The following is a 15,266-nucleotide window of genomic DNA, read 5'->3' on the forward strand; positions in this document are numbered from 1 at the left end:
ATTGGGTGTTTGTGTAGCCGCTGCCGAAGGCTGCGATCGACCTCGCAGAGGGCGCTGTTCTTGCCGGCGCAGGAGCTCCTGCGGACCTTGCGCAGCCTGCGGCAGCGGCTACAGGTGGATCACTGCTGGAACTGCGCGAAGTTCACGCCGGTGCCGGCGGGGCGCACGTCCTTCAGGAACGAGTCCTTGTCGGCGCTCAGTTCCAGGCTCAGGGCCGCCTTGCGCTTGCCAGCGTTGCGTACCACCAGGCCTTCGAGCTTTTCCCGCAGGAACAGGGTCGGCACTTTCAGGTGCAGCAACTGGTCGGTGCCCGGGGTGTACAGCAGCAGGTGGACCCATTCGTACTGCCCGATGGCCAGGCGGCCGACCGGCAGATCGAACCACCAGATATTGCGGCTGCGGCTCAGTTCCGCGAAGTGGCAGTTGTTGACGCCCAGCACCGCACCGCCCAGTTCCTGGTTCCGGCGGGCGATGGCCAGCTTTTTATCGAGTTTCATAACATTCCTACGGATTGGATCTTCAGCGCAGTGCCTGAATACGTTGCGCATTCTCGTGGGTTGGTCGCCAAACATAAAGCGCAACCTGCGTGCGGCGGGCAAATAAGGCGATGAAAGGCCCCGCTGAAAATAATTGAAACTCCGCGCAACGGCCTTGGGTCAACCTCAGGGCAGGACCCCAAACCCTCGATTGTTCTACGGATCTATGGATCTACGGAGAAACACCATGGGCAGCACAGCAGACAAGGCAAAAGGCCTGGCCAATGAGGCCGTTGGCAATATCAAGCAAGGAGTCGGCAAAGCGACTGATAACGATCGGTTGGAAACCGAAGGCAAGATTCAGGAAAAGAAAGGTGAAGCGCAGCAAACCCTCGGCAAGGCCAAGGATGCGGTGAAAAAGACCATCGACAAGGCCTGATTCACTGGCTCGCACTGCGACACGACGGCCATCCTCGGATGGCCGTTTTTACATCGGCCATGGCACCCAAACAGGACGAAACGGTTCAAAATCGCCAAACTAGGCTAGTTTGTTGTACAAAACGGCCCCTGAGTCGCCACCGACCCTGAATTCTTGCGGCGAAAGGAGACGCTATGTTCTTGCCGAATTTGAAAGGCCTGCCCCTGCATCGTGTGCTGGTGCGCACGGTCACTGAGTTCATCGACGATGAAATGTCGACCTACGCCTCGGCACTGGCCTATCAGATGCTGTTTTCGTTGTTCCCCTTCATTCTGTTCCTGATCGCCTTGATCGGTTTCCTGCACCTGCCGGACTTCTTCTCCTGGTTGCGCCTGCAATCGGAACTGGTGTTGCCGCCCCAGGCGCTGGAGCAGGTCAACCCGGTGATCGACCAGTTGCAGCAATCCAAGGGCGGCCTGCTGTCGGTGGGTATCGTGATTGCCCTGTATACCGCCTCGGCCGGCGTGCGGCTGATGATGAGCGCGATGAACGCCGCTTATGACGTGGTGGAAAAACGCCCGTTGTGGAAACGTTTTCCGCTGTCGATTTTCTACACCATCGGCATCGCCGGCATGCTCCTGGCGGCCGCGGCCTTGATGGTGCTCGGCCCGCAGGTGATGGGCTGGATCGCCGCGCAGGTCGGCCTGGAGGACTTTATCGTCACGGTCTGGACCATCCTGCGCTGGCCGGTGATCGTGATCCTGATGATGGTCGCCGTGGCGCTGATCTACTACGTGATGCCCGACGTGAAGCAGGAGTTCCGCTTCATCACCCCGGGCTCGGTGCTGGCGGTGGTGGTGTGGATCATCGCCTCGTTGGGCTTCGCCTTCTATGTGAAGACCTTTGCCAACTACAACGCCATGTATGGCAGTATCGGAGCGATCATCGTCCTGCTGCTGTACTTCTATATTTCCTCGGCGGTGCTGTTGCTGGGGGCCGAGATGAATGCGGCGATCGAGCACATGTCGTCCGACGGCAAGAACCCTGGAGAAAGGGTGCCCGGCGAGCACGACGAACCCAAACAACACGTATCGGGACTGGGCCGGGACCACTCGCTCAAGCCGACCACTGACGAAGTCTGATCATGATCCGTGAAATCCTCAAAATGGGCGACGAGCGCCTGCTGCGCATTGCGCCACCGGTGCCGCCCGAGATGTTCGACAGCCCCGAGCTGTGGCAACTGATCGACGACATGTTCCAGACCATGGAAAGCGTCGGCGGGGTCGGCCTGGCCGCGCCGCAGATCGGCGTCGACCTGCAACTGGTGATCTTCGGTTTCGAGCACAGTGAGCGTTACCCGCAAGCCGAGGCCGTGCCGCAGACCATCCTGATCAATCCGCTGATCACGCCCTTGAGCCCGGTGCTGGAAGAAGGCTGGGAAGGCTGCCTGTCGGTGCCGGGGCTGCGCGGCGCGGTCGAGCGTTATCAGCACATTCGCTACGAAGGCGTCGACCCCAGGGGCGAACCGATCGTGCGCCTGGCCTCGGGTTTCCACGCACGGGTGGTGCAGCACGAATGCGATCACCTGATCGGACGCCTGTACCCGTCGCGGATCCGCGACTTCAGCAAGTTCGGTTTTACCGAAGTAATGTTCCCCGACCTCGATCCCCACGCCGACGATTGAAACAGACAGCCAGAAACGTCGGTTTCATGGACCTGCCGGAGGCCGGTTTGCCGCCGAGGTGGGTCCGCGCTCCAGGGCCCGTGATCACACCCTGTCGCGGGTCGAGCTGACCAAAGGATCGATGCCCATGGCGATCAGGCTCTTGCTCCTGCGATAACGCTCCAGGCGATCCGCCAGGGCCTGGGGCAGGGCGGGGGCGGTGGCAAAGCCCATGCGTTCGTACAGGGCTTGCAGGTCCGGATGACAGAACAGCCACAGCGGCCCCGGCAGCTGCGCGCGTGCCCGTTCGACCAGCATCGCGGCAATGCCCTGGCCGCGATGGGCCGGGTCGACGAACAGCCCGGTCAGCCAGTGGCCCTGGGCGATGGGCGTGAGGTTCAGCCCGGCAATGATCGCTCCCCGTTTCGCCACCCAGGATTGCCCTTCGCCGGCCGCGCGCATTGGCGAGTTATGGGCGCGATAGAACTTGTTCAGCAGCGGTCGCAGGGTGTCGGCAAGCAGCAGGTATTGGGTGTCGGGCATGGGTTTTCGCAGGGTGGGCCTGGGCGGTGATTATAAAAGTACGAAGTGCGCGGGATAGGTGTATACCAGATGAACGATCCCCTGCGAGTGGAGTGTGCATCATGTCCAAAGGTATGAATGCCAAAAAGACGGCGAAGAAAAAACCCAGCCGGACCGCCGATGAAAAGCGCGCGGACAAGAAAGCCAAGAAGACCGAGCACAATATTTTCGGTCATTGATCCCCTACGAAGCCCGCCCCGCGGGCTTCCTTGTTTTTGCTTCTAGCTTCTAAGTAAATAACCCATCGATCTGCAAGTTTTCCCCTTCTCGTTGCACAGAACAGCAAGACGCCGAAGGTTCGCCCCTCGGCCAGCCCCTGTCCTGAGTAGCGCCATGGCCCATTACTTTGATCCGCTGCACCGCGAACAAATCGACACCCTGCGCCAGAGCTTCACCGCCCGCACCGAATGGCCCACCTGGCTGTTGCTGATCGGCACCAGCGCCAGCTGGTTCGCCGTGCTGCTGGCCAGCCCGCTGCTGGGGCTGTGGCCCAGTACCTTGTTGCTGATTCCGCTCCTGGTGCTGTGGCTGTCGGTGCAGCATGAGCTGCTGCACGGCCATCCCACGCGTTGGCTGTGGCTCAACAAGCTGCTGGGTTATGCGCCGTTTGCCGTCTGGTACCCCTATACCCTGTACCGCGACAGCCACCTGCAGCATCACCGTGACGAAGACCTGACCCTGCCCGGTCGCGACCCGGAGAGCCGTTACCTGGGCCAGCGGCAATGGCACAGCCGTTCGCTGTTCGAGCAGGGCCTGCACTGGTTGAACAAGACCCTGCTGGGGCGGCTGCTGCTCGGCGCGCCCCTGGCCTTGCTGGCGCTGGCGCGGGAGGAAGGGGCTCGCCTGCGCCAGGGGCAACGCCAGGCCTGGCTGATGTGGCTGACCCATGGTGCGCTGACCCTGCTGATGCTGGCCTTCATTACCCGCTACAGTGTGTTGCCGGCCTGGCATTACCTGCTGCTGGTGAGCGTGCCGGCGCTGTCGGTGGCGATGGTCCGTTCCTACTACGAACACCGCCCCCATGCCCGGGTGGAGCAGCGCACGGTGCTCAACGAAGCAGCATGGCCCTGGAGCTGGCTGTTCCTGCACCTCAACCTGCACCTGGTGCACCATGATTTGCCCGGGCTGCCGTGGTATTGCCTGCCACGGGCCTATCGGCAGCGCCGCGAACAATGGCAGGCGCGCAGCGGCGGCTTTGTGGTGCAGGGGTATGGCGAGCTGTTGCGGCGCCATGCCCTCACGCCGATCGACAGCCCGGAACATCCCTTCGCCCTGTAGTCGTGCCCGAAGAGCCTGAACCATGACCGCTTGTTATGCCGAACTTCTGATGTACGTCGCCCCCGAGCCGGTGCGCCAGGCCAATGAGCAGTGGCTGGCGGCGATCCTGCGGCGCCTCGACGGTGACCGGCTCGATGCCCGGGAACTGGACCTGATGCAGCTGTGGCTGTCGCCGCGCCTGCTGCTGACCCAGACCTGCGGTTACCCGCTGATGACCGCCCTGCGCGGCCAGGTCCGGGTGATCGGCCGGCCGCGTTACGAACTGCCGGACAGCACCGCCGGCAATCATTGCAGCCTGCTGCTCGGTCGCGATGACGACCCGCGCCGGACCTTGCAGGCCCTGCAAGGCAGTCGCGGGGTGATCAATGGCGAAGACTCCAACAGCGGCATGAACCTGCTGCGCCAGCGCCTCGCGCCGCTGCAGCGCGACGGCCGGTTTTTCGCCAGTGTCGGCATCAGCGGCAGCCACCGGGAAAGCCTGCGCTGGCTGCGCGAAGGGCGGGCCGACCTGGCCGCCATCGACAGCGTGACCTTCGCCTACCTGGCGCGTTATGCCGAGGAGGAGGTGGCCGGCCTGCGGGTGATCGCGCGCAGCGCTTTCAGCCCGACCCTGCCTTATATCGGTGTGGCCGGCCTTGGCGAGGAACAGGCCGAAGGCATTCGCGCGGCGATGAACCAGGCGCTGCTGGCACTGCCCGCAGTGGCCGAAACCCTCGGCCTGCGCGAGGTGCTGCCGGCCACTGAGGCGGACTACCAGATCCTGCTCGACTATCAGCGCGAAGCCGAAGAACTGGGTTACGCACGGCTACGTTGATGCCTTCGACCCTATCGCGAGCAGGCTCGCTCCTGCGGTCTGTGCATACCCTGTAGGAGCGAGCTTGCCCGCGAAAAAAACCATCGGGCGCTATTTTTTTAATTCCTTAAAATTCTATAAAAATGAAATTTAAATATTATTAAAGAATAAGCCTTCCTTGTTAGGATCGCCGCACCGGAACACCGGACATACCGCGCAACCTTCTTCATTGGAGCCACTATGTCCGGCGCCGACACGACCCACAGCGACTATGTGGGCGCTCTGTTCCGCAGTCATTACGACTGGCTGTGCAGCCGCCTGCGTTACCACCTGCATCACTCCCTGGATGCCAGCGCGAGCGCCGAAGACATTGCCGCCGATACCTTCGTCCAGCTGTTGAGCAGGCCCGAAGTGCTGCCGATTCGTCAGCCACGGGCCCTGCTGACCACCATTTCGCAACGCCTGGTGTATCAGCTGTGGCGCCGCCGCGACCTGGAGCGGGCCTACCTCGACGCCGTGCAGCATGACGACGAAGCCGTGCAGCCCTCGCCCCAGGACCTGGCGCAGATGCTCGAGGCGCTGGAAGTCATCGACCGCCTGCTCGACGGCCTGCCGGCCAAGGTCAAGGCGACCTTCCTGCTGTCCCAGGTCAACGGCCTGACCTACCCGCAGATCGCCGAGCAACTGGGCATTTCGCAACGTTCGGTCAGCGACTACATGACCCGGGCCGCCCAGCGTTGTCTGCGCCTGAGCCTGGAATGACATGAGCCGCGAACCGAGTCGGGAACAGCTGATCGACGATGCCACCCGCTGGTGGGTGCTGATGAATTCGGGGCAGGCCAGCGAGGCCGAGCGTCGTGCCTACCAGCGCTGGCGCGACGCGGACCCGCGGCACGAGCAACTGTGTCGCCAGCTGGAAACCCGCCTTGGGGTGTTCCAGGTGCCGATTGCCCAGGGCGTCGATGGCGAGCTGTTGCAGCGGGCGCTGAACGCGCCGAGCAGTCGGCGCAAGGTGCTGCAGCGGGCCTTGCTCGGCGCCGGGGTGGTACTGGGCGCCGGTGCGCTGGTCAGCCAGCGTGGCCTGCCTTTGGCCGAGCTGACCGCGGACCTGCACACCGGCACCGGCCAGCGCCAGTCGCTGATCCTGCCGGACGGCAGCGAGTTGCGCCTGAATGCCCGGAGCGCGGCGAACATTGATTTCGATCGCCAGCGTCGGGTGGTGCATTTGCTGGACGGTGAGGTGTTGCTGAACCTGGCCAGCGATCCGGCCCGACCGTTTTTCATCCACACCGCGCAAGCACGGATCCAGGCCACGGGCAGCCGCCTGCTGGTGCGCGAACGCGATGGCCAGGGGCATGCCACGGCCCTCAACGGCCCCTTGGACATCGCCGCGGGCGGTGGCGAGCGCCTGCAATTGCCCGGTGGCCATGAGGTGGCCTACGACGCCTTGCATTTCGGTCCGGTGCGCCCGAGCCGTGGCAGTGCCACGGCCTGGGTCGATGGTTTGCTGGAGCTGCGCGACACGCCGCTGTCGGAGGTGGTCGAGGCACTGCGCCCGTATCGACGCGGGGTGTTGCGCCTGGATCCGGCCATCGCCGGGTTGCGGGTCAGTGGCCTGTTCCGCCTGGACAACCCGCAACAGATCCTCGACAGCCTGGCCCGTACCTTGCCGATCCGCGTCACCCGCCATACCGAGCTGTGGGTGACCCTGAGTGCCGCCTGAAACCCGCTTCTGTAGGCGCGAGGCTTGCCCGCAATGGCGGTTTCCTTGGTCCACCGCATTGGCGGCATCGCGCGCGCTCCTGCAGAAGCATTGGCCTGCGCCGCGTGCGGTGGTTCTAAGACCATAACCAAACGATCTGCAAGTTTTCCCCCGGCCGTTGCACATCACTCCCGTAAACGCTGCGGGGAGCAGCGTTGTTGGATGTCTTTGGGGGGAGTCATGTTACCTATATCCACAACCGTGCAGCGTCGTTCGCGCCTGGCCTTGGCCATCGGCCCCTTGGCCGCGGTGTTTTTCACGGGCGCCCAGGGGGCCGAAGCCGCCCGGCAGCAATATCACCTGGCACCCGGTCCGCTGGACGAGGTGCTGCTGAGCATCAGCCGGCAAAGCGGCCAGGTGATTTCCTTTACCCCGCAGCTGGGCAATTACTCGTCGGCCACGGTCGACGGTTCGTTGTCCGCCGAGCAGGCGGTGGCGGCCGCCTTGCGCGGCACTGGCCTGCAACTGCAAGTCAGCCCGGATGGCGCGTTCATCATCAAGGAAGGCCCGCAACCGGCGAGCTCGGCTGGCAGCAGGGCCAAGGCCCAGGCCCAGACCAGCGAAGCCGCGGCGCCGACCCTCGACCGGGTGGTGGCCATCGGCACCCGGCGCAGCGACGCCACGGCCCTGACCAGCGCGGCGCCGGTGGACGTGATCAACAGCGAAGAGCTGGTGCAGACCGGCGCCACCAGCCTCAACCAGGCGCTGTTCCAACTGCTGCCGTCGTTCAACTTTCCGCAGAACCAGAGCGCCACCCGCGGGCAGAACCCCAAGGGCGCTTCCCTGCGCGGGCTGTCGCCGGACCAGACCCTGGTACTGATCAACGGCAAGCGCCGGCATGCCTCGGCGGTGGTCAACATCTCCGGCGGCGTGCCGTTCATTGGCGCGCAGCCGGTGGACCTGGACATGATCCCCATCAGCGCCATCGACCATGTCGAAGTGCTGCGTGACGGCGCCTCGGCGCAGTACGGTTCCGACGCGGTGGCCGGGGTGGTCAATATCGTGCTCAAGGAACGCGACAGCGGCGGCCAGCTCAACACCCAGCTGGGCCAATACGCCCAGGGCGACGGCTTCAGCAAGAGCGCCGACGGCTGGTATGGCCTGGGCCTGCCGGGGGATGGTTTCCTGACCCTGAGCTTCAACGGGCTGAACAACAAACCCACCGACATCGGCGACAAATATGAAGCCGGCGGCCAGTTGCAGGACCCGCGCTGGGGCGGCGCCAGTCGCGACAAATACAACCTGGCGGCCAACGCCGAAGTCGGCCTCAGCGATCAATGGCGGCTCTACAGCTTTGCCACCTTCGGCCAGGACAAGTCGGTCAATAACACGCCGCCGCTGCTGGCCAGCAACCCTAACAACGTCGCCTCGATCTACCCCAACGGCACCATTCCCAAGTACCGCTACCGCTATGAGGATGGCGCGCTGACCGTGGGCAGCCGCTACGAGGATGAGCGCATCGGGCGCTTTGACCTCAGCGCCACCTACGGCCGCGACAAGCATGACGAACTGGCCTTCAACACGGTCAACCCGAGTTACGGCGCCAACAGCCCGACCAAGTTCGACGTGGCGACGCTGGTCAACGAACAGACCAACCTGACCCTGGATTACGCCAAGGACCTGGACGTCGTCTGGTCGGAGCATCCGCTCACCGTCTCGGCGGGGGTGGCCTATCGCGACGAGCAGTACCGGCTGGAGGAGGGCGACTATGCCTCCTATTCCTTCGGCGGCATCGACGGCGTGCAGGTTGGCGCGGTGCAGGCGTCCGGCCTGACCCCGGACGATGCCGGGACCTACAAGCGGCATGTCGGCGGGGTGTATTTCGGCCTGGAAAACCAGGTCACCGACAAGTTCCAGCTCGGCCTTGCCGGGCGCACCGAGCACTATTCCGACTTCGGCTCGGCCACCACCGGCAAGCTCTCGGCGCGCTACGACTTCACCCCGCAGGTAGGCCTGCGGGCCACGGTCAACAACGCCTATCGCGCGCCGACCCTGGGGCAGATCGGCACTTCCTGGACCACCACTACCAACGTCGATATCAACGGCAACCCGGTGCTGACCCGCATGCTCCCGGCCGACCACCCGGCAGCCCGCGCCCTGGGCGCGCAGTCGCTGAAGCCGGAGAAGTCCACCAACTATTCCCTGGGCCTGGTGCTGCGGCCGAGCGAGCAGGCGTCGCTGACCATCGACGCCTACCAGATCTCCATCCGCGACCGCCTGCTCTACAGCGGCGGGATTTCCGGGCCGGACGCCGAGCGGATTCTCAGCGAGGCCGGGTTCGGCCAGTACACCTGGGCGCAGTTCATGACCAACGCCGCCGACACCCGCACCCGCGGCGTCGACATCGTCGGCAAGTACAACCTCGACCTGCAACGCTACGGCGCCCTGAGCCTGTCGGCCGGCTACACCAAGGCGCGCACCACCATCGAGAAGATCCATTCCAACCCGTTCGGCTTCGACGTGCTGACCCGCGAAGCCCAGGGCTTCCTCGAACATGGCTACCCCGAAGACAAGCTGGTGCTGGGGGCGATCCATCGCTACGGCCCCTGGACCATCGCGCTGTCCGAGACCCGCTACGGCGAGTACCGCAAATACGCGGCGTCGGCGCCCAACGCGCAGTACGACCAGACCTTCTCCGCGCAGTGGAACACCGACCTGGACGTCAACTACGCCTTCACCCGGCAACTGCGCCTGTCGGTGGGCGCCAACAACCTGTTCGACAGTAAGCCCGACGACTTCAACAGCCGCCTGCGCCAGACCCCGGGGCAGCAGTACAGTTACCTGTCGCCGTCGGCGCCGGAGGGGGCGTTCTACTACACCAAGCTCAGCTACGACTTTTAACCCTGTAGCCGCTGCCGAAGGCTGCGCCAAGGTCCGCAGGACCTTCCCGGCGGTCTTGAAACCCACGAACAACCAGCAAGAGGCTCACCATGAAGATCATCAAACACCTGCTCGGCACCTCGCTGCTGACCTTCAGCCTGCTGGCCCAGCAGGCACCGGCGGCGGACCGGGTGGCGCCGATCCACTTCGGCGACATCACCTGGGAAAGCGGCAGCCTGATCACCGAGGTGCTGCGGCTGATCGTCGAGAAGGGCTACGGCTATCCAACCGAGACCCTGCCCGGCAGCACCGTCAGCCTCGAAGCGGCGCTGGCCAAGAACGATATCCAGGTGATCGGCGAAGAGTGGGCCGGGCGCAGTCCGGCCTGGGTCAAGGCCGAAGCCGAGGGCAAGGTGTTCGGCCTGGGCGATACGGTCAAAGGCGCCACCGAAGGCTGGTGGGTGCCGGAATACGTGATCAAGGGCGACGCCGCGCGCGGCATCAAGCCGCTGGCGCCGGAGCTGAAATCGGTGGCCGACCTGGCGCGCTACAAGGAGGTGTTCCGCGATCCGGAAGACCCGGGCCGTGGGCGCTTTCTCAACAGCCCCACCGGCTGGACCTCGGAAATCGTCAACAGCCAGAAACTCAAGGCCTATGGGCTGAGCGACAGCTTCGTGAACTTCCGCACCGGTTCCGGCGCGGCCCTGGATACCGAGGTCAGCTCGTCGATCCGCCGTGGCAAACCGGTGCTGTTCTACTACTGGTCGCCGACGCCGCTGCTGGGCAAGTTCAAGCTGGTGAAGCTCGAAGAACCGGCCTTCGATGCCGAGGCCTGGAAGACCCTGGCCGATGCCAACAACCCCCATCCGCGGGGTACCCGCTCGATGCCGGCGCACCTGGCCATCGGCGTGTCCGCGCCGTTCAAGGCGCAGTACCCGGAACTGGTGAGTTTCTTTGAAAAGGTCGACCTGCCGATCGACCTGCTGAACCGCACCCTGGGCCGGATGAGCGAAACCCGCCAGCCACCGCGCCAGGTCGCCGAGGCCTTCCTGCGCGAGCAACCGCAGGTCTGGCAAGGCTGGGTGCCGAGCGAAGTCGCCAGCCGCGTCAGCGCCGCGCTGTAAGCCGATCCCGCTGTTGCTCCTGCATTGGCCGGTGGCATTTCTGGCTTCTGTAGGAGCCAGGCTTGCTGGCGATGCGGCCACCACGCAGTGCCAGGGAGAGCGCTTTCGCGAGCAAGCTCGCTCCTACAGGGGGCTGTGTTTTTAATTGGTTTGGGAGTCACCGATGTTCAAAGGTTTTATCGTCACCCTGTGTCTCACGCTCTGCGCTTCGCTGGCCCTGGCCGCCAAGCCTGGGCAATTGCGTATCGGCTATCAGAAAAGTTCGGTGAGCATGGTCCTGGCCCGCGAGCACCAGTTGCTGGAGAAAGCCTTGCCGGGCACCCAGGTGCAATGGATCGAATTCCCCGGCGGCCCGCAGCTGATCGAGGCGCTGAACGGCGGCAGCGTCGATGTGGGCAATATCGGCGACATCCCGCCGATCTTCGCCCAGGCCGCGGGGATCGACCTGCAGTACATCGGCGTCGAGCCCAGCGACGGCAAGACCGAAGCCATCCTGCTACCCAGGAACAGCCAGGCGCAGAGCCTGGCCGACCTCAAGGGCAAGCGGGTGGCGTTGCTCAAGGGCTCCAGCGCGCACAATTTTTTCCTCAAGAGCCTGCAGCGCGCCGGGCTGAAACTCAGTGACCTGAACCTGGTGTACCTGTCGCCGGCCGACGCCCGCGCGGCGTTCGAGCAGGGCAAGCTGGACGCCTGGGTGATCTGGGACCCTTACTATTCGGCGGCCCTGCTCGACGGCAGCGCACGCCTGCTCAGTGATGGCCAGGGCCTGGATTCCGGCGGCAGCTTCTACATCGCCAGCGGTGCCTTCGTGCGCCAGCACGGCGCTGCCGTCGCCCCCATCCTCAAGGCCTTCGGCGCGGCCCAGCAGCTGTCCTTCGACCAGCGCGACGCCAGCATCGACAGCATGGCGCGCATCCTCGGCCTGCAACGGCCGGTGGTGGAAAGCTACTTCAGCCATCGTTCGCGCTCGCCGCTGCAGGGCATCGATGCCCGGGTCGTGGCCAGCCAGCAGCGCACCGCCGACCTGTTCCTCGCCAACCACTTGATCCCCAAGGCCGTGCGGATCGAGCAGATCGTGTTCAAGAGCGAGTGAGGCCCATGCAACCCATCTATATCGATTTTCTCAACGGCCTGGACATCGCCGAGCTGGCCCTGAGCAACGACGAAATCCTCGCCGCCATCGAAGCCGGCCTGGCGCTCCAGGGCCGTGGCGAGGCGGTGATCGAACCGCGCACCCACCTGATTCCCGGGGGTGCAATCAACGGCCATTTCAACGTGCTGCGCGGGGTGCTGGGGGGCGACATCGGTCACGCCGGGGTCAAGGTGGTGGGCGACTTCGTCGACAACTACCGCCAGGGTCTGCCCTCGGAACTGGCGATCCTCAACCTGCTGGACCCGGCCACCGGCGTGCCCCAGGCGATCCTCGACGCCTCGGCGATCACCGATATGCGCACCGGCGCGATCACCGCCATCGGCGCCAAGTACCTGGCGCGCCCGGACAGCAAGGTGCTGGCGCATATCGGCGCCCGCGGCACGGCGTACTGGAACGTGCGGCTGCTGGACCACCTGTTCGACTTCGAGGAAATCCGCGTGCACTCGCGTCGCGAAGACAGTCGCGAGGCCTTTGCCGAACGCCTGCGCCGCGACCTGGGCAAGCCGGTGATCGTCACCCACGACTGGGAGAGCGCGGTGCGCGGCGCGGATATCGTGGTCGAGGCCTCGCGGCTGAACCAGCCCGAACCTTTGCTGCGCACCGAATGGATCAAGCCCGGCGCCTTTGTCGTGCCCTACGGCACCATGAGCGCGGTGGAGCTGTCGCTGACCGACATCATGGACAAGCTGGTGGTGGACGATTGGGGCCAGTGCAAGGGCGGCCTGTTCGGTTCGCTGCGGGCCCATGTCGAGGCCGGCAAACTCAGTGAGCAGACCCTGCACGCCGAGCTTGGGCAGATAGTCGCGGGCCAGCGCAGCGGCCGGCAACACGCCGAGGAAAACATCCTGTTCTGGCACCGCGGCCTGAGCCTCAGCGATATCGCCCTGGGCCACGCCCTGCTGCAAAAAGCCCGGCGCCTGGGCATCGGCCAGCGGCTGCGATTCGCATGATCGGCCTGGGCCCGGAAGGCCTGGCGCTGACCGACCTGCTGCGCGTTGCCCGCGAGGAGGCGGCGCTGCAATTGACCCTGGCCGCCCGGCAACGGATCGCCGCCGGCCATGGACTGTTGCGGGAACGGATGGCCGCGGGCGACTCGATCTACGGCGTGACCACGGGCCTGGGCGCGGCGGTGGATGTGACCCTGACCCAGCCGGATGACGACCTGCAACGGCGCATTCCCCTGGGCCGGGCCGTGGGCCTCGGGCGCCTGGCCACGCGGCCTGAACTGCGGGCGATGATTGCCGCGCGCCTGGCCGGGCTGGTCCAGGGCCGCTCGGGTATTTCCCTGGCCAGCGCCGACAGCCTGCTGGCCTTGCTCAACGCCGGGATCGAACCCGAGGTGCCGTTGCTTGGCTCCCTTGGGGAAAGCGACCTGGCGCCATTGGCGCACCTGAGCCTGGCGCTGATCGGCGAAGGTTGGGTGCGCTGGCGCGGCGAGCGGCTGCCGGCGCGGCAAGCCTTGCAGCGCAGTGGCCTGCAACCGGCTTGGCTGGTGGGCAAGGACGGTCTGGCGCTGGTCTCGGCGAATGCCGCGAGCATTGGTCTGGGGGCCTTGTTGCTGGCCGAAGCCGACCAGGCCCTGGACAGTGTGCTGGCGGCGCTGGCGTTGTCCTGCGAAGGCTATCGGGCCAACCTCAGCCCCTTCCAGCCCTGGGCGTCGCGCTTGCGGCCGGCGGCGGGCCAGGCCGAGCAATCGGCGGCGTTGCTGGAGTTGCTGGAGGGCGGCCAGTTGCGCCAGCCCGGCAGCGCCCGGCGCTTGCAGGATCCCTTGAGCTTTCGCTGTGCCGGCGTGGTGCAGGGCGCGGCGCGACAGGCCTGGACGCAACTGCGCGAACATCTGCAACTGGAACTGGCCAGCGGCGCCGACAACCCGGCATTGATCGACGAGCAGCGCCAGGTCCTGGCTACCGCCAATTTCGACAGCACGCACCTGGCGCTCGCCGGGGAAGGCCTGGGGTTGGCTCTGAGCCGGGTCGCGGCCTGTTGCGCGGAGCGTATCGCCAAGCTGCTGTCACCGGCGTCCAGCGAGCTGCCGCGCTTTCTCATCGAGCGGCCCGGGCATGTCGGCATGGCCGCCTTGCAACGCAGTGCCGCGGCGCTGCTGGCGGAGATCGGCCATCTGGCCAATCCGCTGCCGGCGGTCTGCGTGCCGGTGGCCGATCGGGTCGAAGACTACGCCGGCCAGGCCCTGGCGGTGATCGAGAAAACCCGGCAACTGACCCTGCGCCTGGCCTGGCTGGCGAGCATCGAGCTGATAGTCGCGGCCCAGGCCATCGACCTGCGCGGGCCCTTGCAACTGGGTGTCGGCAGCGCCCGCATCCACCGCGCGGTGCGCAGCCAGGTAGCGTTTCTCGATCAGGATCGGCCGGGCTCGGTGGATGTGCTGGCCCTGACTGAATTTATTCAACGGGGAGGGCTGGGCTGAGCAGGCGAGCGGCTGCTGTAGGAGCCCAGCTTGCTGGCGATGCAGGCGGCGCGGTGTGTGCTAGCGCCGGCAATCGAGCTACACGGCTGCTTCGGCCGCCAGTGCCGCTTGCACCGCTTCGCGCTGGGCGATTCGCGCCTGGAAACCTGCCAGCGCCGGCCATTGTTCCAGGTCGATGGCGAAGCCGGCGGTCCAGCGCAGCACGGTGAACAGGTAGGCGTCGGCGACGCCGAAGGATTCGCCCAGCAGGTAACTCTGCTGCTCCAGCGTGCGATCCAGCAGCGCCAGGCGCTTGAACAGTTTCTGTCGGATCAGCGCCTGGGTCGCTTCGGGAAACTCAGGGTTGAACAGCCAGCCGAGGCCGCCATGGATCTCGCTGGAGACGAAGTTGAGCATCTCCTGCAAACGCACCCGTTGCCAGCTGCCATTGGCCGGCGCCAGGCCCGCCTGCGGCTTGAGGTCGGCGAGGTATTGCAGGATCGCCGGGCCTTCGGTCAGCACCTGGCCGTCCTCCAGTTCCAGCGCCGCCACATAACCCTTGGGGTTGATCGCCAGGAAGTCTCCGCCGTCGGCCGTGGTCTTGTTGCGGTTGTCGACCCGGACCAGGGTGAACGGCAGGGCCAGTTCGCGCAGCACGATATGCGGGGCCAGCGAGCAGGCGTTGGGCGAGAAATACAGGTTCATCGAGGGCTCTCCAGAGGGGGGAGATCAGTGTCATAGTCCGCACTGTTCTCAGTAAAATTAATCTTTCAGAAGAATCCCATAAGGACAG

15 protein-coding genes are annotated in these 15,266 nt (G+C 65.2%); 12 read left to right on the forward strand and 3 right to left on the reverse strand.

The window, feature by feature from the left end; all coding sequences use genetic code 11:
* Positions 1 to 119: 119 nt before the first annotated feature.
* Positions 120 to 497 carry a hypothetical protein gene (locus CRO75_RS06495; RefSeq protein WP_062824911.1) on the reverse strand — a complete coding sequence of 126 codons (378 nt, stop codon included), beginning with the start codon at positions 495 to 497 and terminating at the stop codon, positions 120 to 122.
* A gap of 226 nt (positions 498 to 723) precedes the next feature.
* On the opposite strand from CRO75_RS06495, the gene CRO75_RS06500 reads away from it, so the two are divergent.
* The 3 genes from CRO75_RS06500 to def all read left to right on the forward strand — a co-directional run bounded on the left by CRO75_RS06500 (position 724) and on the right by def (position 2,578).
* Positions 724 to 915, forward strand: coding sequence for a CsbD family protein (locus CRO75_RS06500; protein ID WP_097134779.1), 192 nt, complete (start codon positions 724 to 726; stop codon positions 913 to 915).
* Positions 916 to 1,088: 173 nt separating this feature from the next.
* Complete coding sequence (locus CRO75_RS06505; protein WP_007925094.1) at positions 1,089 to 2,036, forward strand: YihY/virulence factor BrkB family protein; 948 nt, start codon at positions 1,089 to 1,091, stop codon at positions 2,034 to 2,036.
* Positions 2,037 to 2,038: 2 nt separating this feature from the next.
* Entirely contained in the window at positions 2,039 to 2,578 is a 540-nt protein-coding gene (gene def, locus CRO75_RS06510) for a peptide deformylase (protein ID WP_009045216.1), read from the forward strand.
* Positions 2,579 to 2,662: 84 nt separating this feature from the next.
* On the opposite strand, the gene CRO75_RS06515 is transcribed toward def, so the two are convergent.
* The gene (locus CRO75_RS06515; RefSeq protein WP_007925097.1) at positions 2,663 to 3,100 is read right to left on the reverse strand and encodes a GNAT family N-acetyltransferase; all 438 of its coding nucleotides are present in this window, start codon (positions 3,098 to 3,100) and stop codon (positions 2,663 to 2,665) included.
* Between the two features lie 372 nt (positions 3,101 to 3,472).
* Here CRO75_RS06515 and CRO75_RS06520 point away from each other — a divergent pair, with 372 nt between their 5' ends.
* The 9 genes from CRO75_RS06520 (at position 3,473) to CRO75_RS06560 (ending at position 14,494) form a co-directional block, all read left to right on the forward strand.
* Positions 3,473 to 4,417, forward strand: a complete 945-nt coding sequence (locus CRO75_RS06520) for a fatty acid desaturase (protein WP_097134780.1) — start codon at positions 3,473 to 3,475, stop codon at positions 4,415 to 4,417.
* A 22-nt stretch (positions 4,418 to 4,439) separates the two neighbouring features.
* Positions 4,440 to 5,231, forward strand: coding sequence for a PhnD/SsuA/transferrin family substrate-binding protein (locus CRO75_RS06525; protein ID WP_097134781.1), 792 nt, complete (start codon positions 4,440 to 4,442; stop codon positions 5,229 to 5,231).
* Positions 5,232 to 5,450: 219 nt separating this feature from the next.
* Complete coding sequence (locus CRO75_RS06530; RefSeq protein ID WP_097134782.1) at positions 5,451 to 5,972, forward strand: sigma-70 family RNA polymerase sigma factor; 522 nt, start codon at positions 5,451 to 5,453, stop codon at positions 5,970 to 5,972.
* A gap of 1 nt (position 5,973) precedes the next feature.
* Positions 5,974 to 6,933 carry a FecR family protein gene (locus tag CRO75_RS06535; RefSeq protein WP_097134783.1) on the forward strand — a complete coding sequence of 320 codons (960 nt, stop codon included), beginning with the start codon at positions 5,974 to 5,976 and terminating at the stop codon, positions 6,931 to 6,933.
* A 219-nt stretch (positions 6,934 to 7,152) separates the two neighbouring features.
* Entirely contained in the window at positions 7,153 to 9,813 is a 2,661-nt protein-coding gene (locus CRO75_RS06540) for a TonB-dependent receptor (protein ID WP_097134784.1), read from the forward strand.
* A gap of 89 nt (positions 9,814 to 9,902) precedes the next feature.
* Positions 9,903 to 10,916, forward strand: a complete 1,014-nt coding sequence (locus tag CRO75_RS06545; protein WP_097134785.1) for an ABC transporter substrate-binding protein — start codon at positions 9,903 to 9,905, stop codon at positions 10,914 to 10,916.
* Positions 10,917 to 11,079: 163 nt separating this feature from the next.
* Complete coding sequence (locus CRO75_RS06550) at positions 11,080 to 12,009, forward strand: aliphatic sulfonate ABC transporter substrate-binding protein (protein ID WP_097134786.1); 930 nt, start codon at positions 11,080 to 11,082, stop codon at positions 12,007 to 12,009.
* Between the two features lie 5 nt (positions 12,010 to 12,014).
* Positions 12,015 to 13,019, forward strand: coding sequence for an ornithine cyclodeaminase family protein (locus tag CRO75_RS06555; RefSeq protein ID WP_097134787.1), 1,005 nt, complete (start codon positions 12,015 to 12,017; stop codon positions 13,017 to 13,019).
* A complete protein-coding gene (locus tag CRO75_RS06560) occupies positions 13,016 to 14,494 on the forward strand; it encodes an aromatic amino acid ammonia-lyase (protein WP_097134788.1) in 1,479 nt (492 codons plus the stop codon). The genes CRO75_RS06555 and CRO75_RS06560 overlap by 4 nt, the downstream gene beginning before the upstream one ends.
* Before the next feature lie 78 nt (positions 14,495 to 14,572).
* On the opposite strand, the gene gstA is transcribed toward CRO75_RS06560, so the two are convergent.
* Positions 14,573 to 15,178: a glutathione transferase GstA gene (gene gstA, locus CRO75_RS06565; protein WP_097134789.1), complete on the reverse strand. Its 606-nt coding sequence runs from the start codon at positions 15,176 to 15,178 to the stop codon at positions 14,573 to 14,575.
* Positions 15,179 to 15,266: the final 88 nt, after the last annotated feature.

It is taken from the genome of Pseudomonas sp. LAMO17WK12:I10, from assembly GCF_900215185.1.
Classification (GTDB): domain Bacteria; phylum Pseudomonadota; class Gammaproteobacteria; order Pseudomonadales; family Pseudomonadaceae; genus Aquipseudomonas; species Aquipseudomonas chlororaphis.

What these genes read in the sequence shown, in the direction of transcription:
- CRO75_RS06495 (WP_062824911.1), bottom strand. Translation starts at nt 497, where the DNA reads ATGAAACTCGATAAAAAGCTGGCCATCGCCCGCCGGAACCAGGAACTG.
- CRO75_RS06500 (WP_097134779.1), top strand. Translation starts at nt 724, where the DNA reads ATGGGCAGCACAGCAGACAAGGCAAAAGGCCTGGCCAATGAGGCCGTT.
- CRO75_RS06505 (WP_007925094.1), top strand. Translation starts at nt 1,089, where the DNA reads ATGTTCTTGCCGAATTTGAAAGGCCTGCCCCTGCATCGTGTGCTGGTG.
- def (WP_009045216.1), top strand. Translation starts at nt 2,039, where the DNA reads ATGATCCGTGAAATCCTCAAAATGGGCGACGAGCGCCTGCTGCGCATT.
- CRO75_RS06515 (WP_007925097.1), bottom strand. Translation starts at nt 3,100, where the DNA reads ATGCCCGACACCCAATACCTGCTGCTTGCCGACACCCTGCGACCGCTG.
- CRO75_RS06520 (WP_097134780.1), top strand. Translation starts at nt 3,473, where the DNA reads ATGGCCCATTACTTTGATCCGCTGCACCGCGAACAAATCGACACCCTG.
- CRO75_RS06525 (WP_097134781.1), top strand. Translation starts at nt 4,440, where the DNA reads ATGACCGCTTGTTATGCCGAACTTCTGATGTACGTCGCCCCCGAGCCG.
- CRO75_RS06530 (WP_097134782.1), top strand. Translation starts at nt 5,451, where the DNA reads ATGTCCGGCGCCGACACGACCCACAGCGACTATGTGGGCGCTCTGTTC.
- CRO75_RS06535 (WP_097134783.1), top strand. Translation starts at nt 5,974, where the DNA reads ATGAGCCGCGAACCGAGTCGGGAACAGCTGATCGACGATGCCACCCGC.
- CRO75_RS06540 (WP_097134784.1), top strand. Translation starts at nt 7,153, where the DNA reads ATGTTACCTATATCCACAACCGTGCAGCGTCGTTCGCGCCTGGCCTTG.
- CRO75_RS06545 (WP_097134785.1), top strand. Translation starts at nt 9,903, where the DNA reads ATGAAGATCATCAAACACCTGCTCGGCACCTCGCTGCTGACCTTCAGC.
- CRO75_RS06550 (WP_097134786.1), top strand. Translation starts at nt 11,080, where the DNA reads ATGTTCAAAGGTTTTATCGTCACCCTGTGTCTCACGCTCTGCGCTTCG.
- CRO75_RS06555 (WP_097134787.1), top strand. Translation starts at nt 12,015, where the DNA reads ATGCAACCCATCTATATCGATTTTCTCAACGGCCTGGACATCGCCGAG.
- CRO75_RS06560 (WP_097134788.1), top strand. Translation starts at nt 13,016, where the DNA reads ATGATCGGCCTGGGCCCGGAAGGCCTGGCGCTGACCGACCTGCTGCGC.
- gstA (WP_097134789.1), bottom strand. Translation starts at nt 15,178, where the DNA reads ATGAACCTGTATTTCTCGCCCAACGCCTGCTCGCTGGCCCCGCATATC.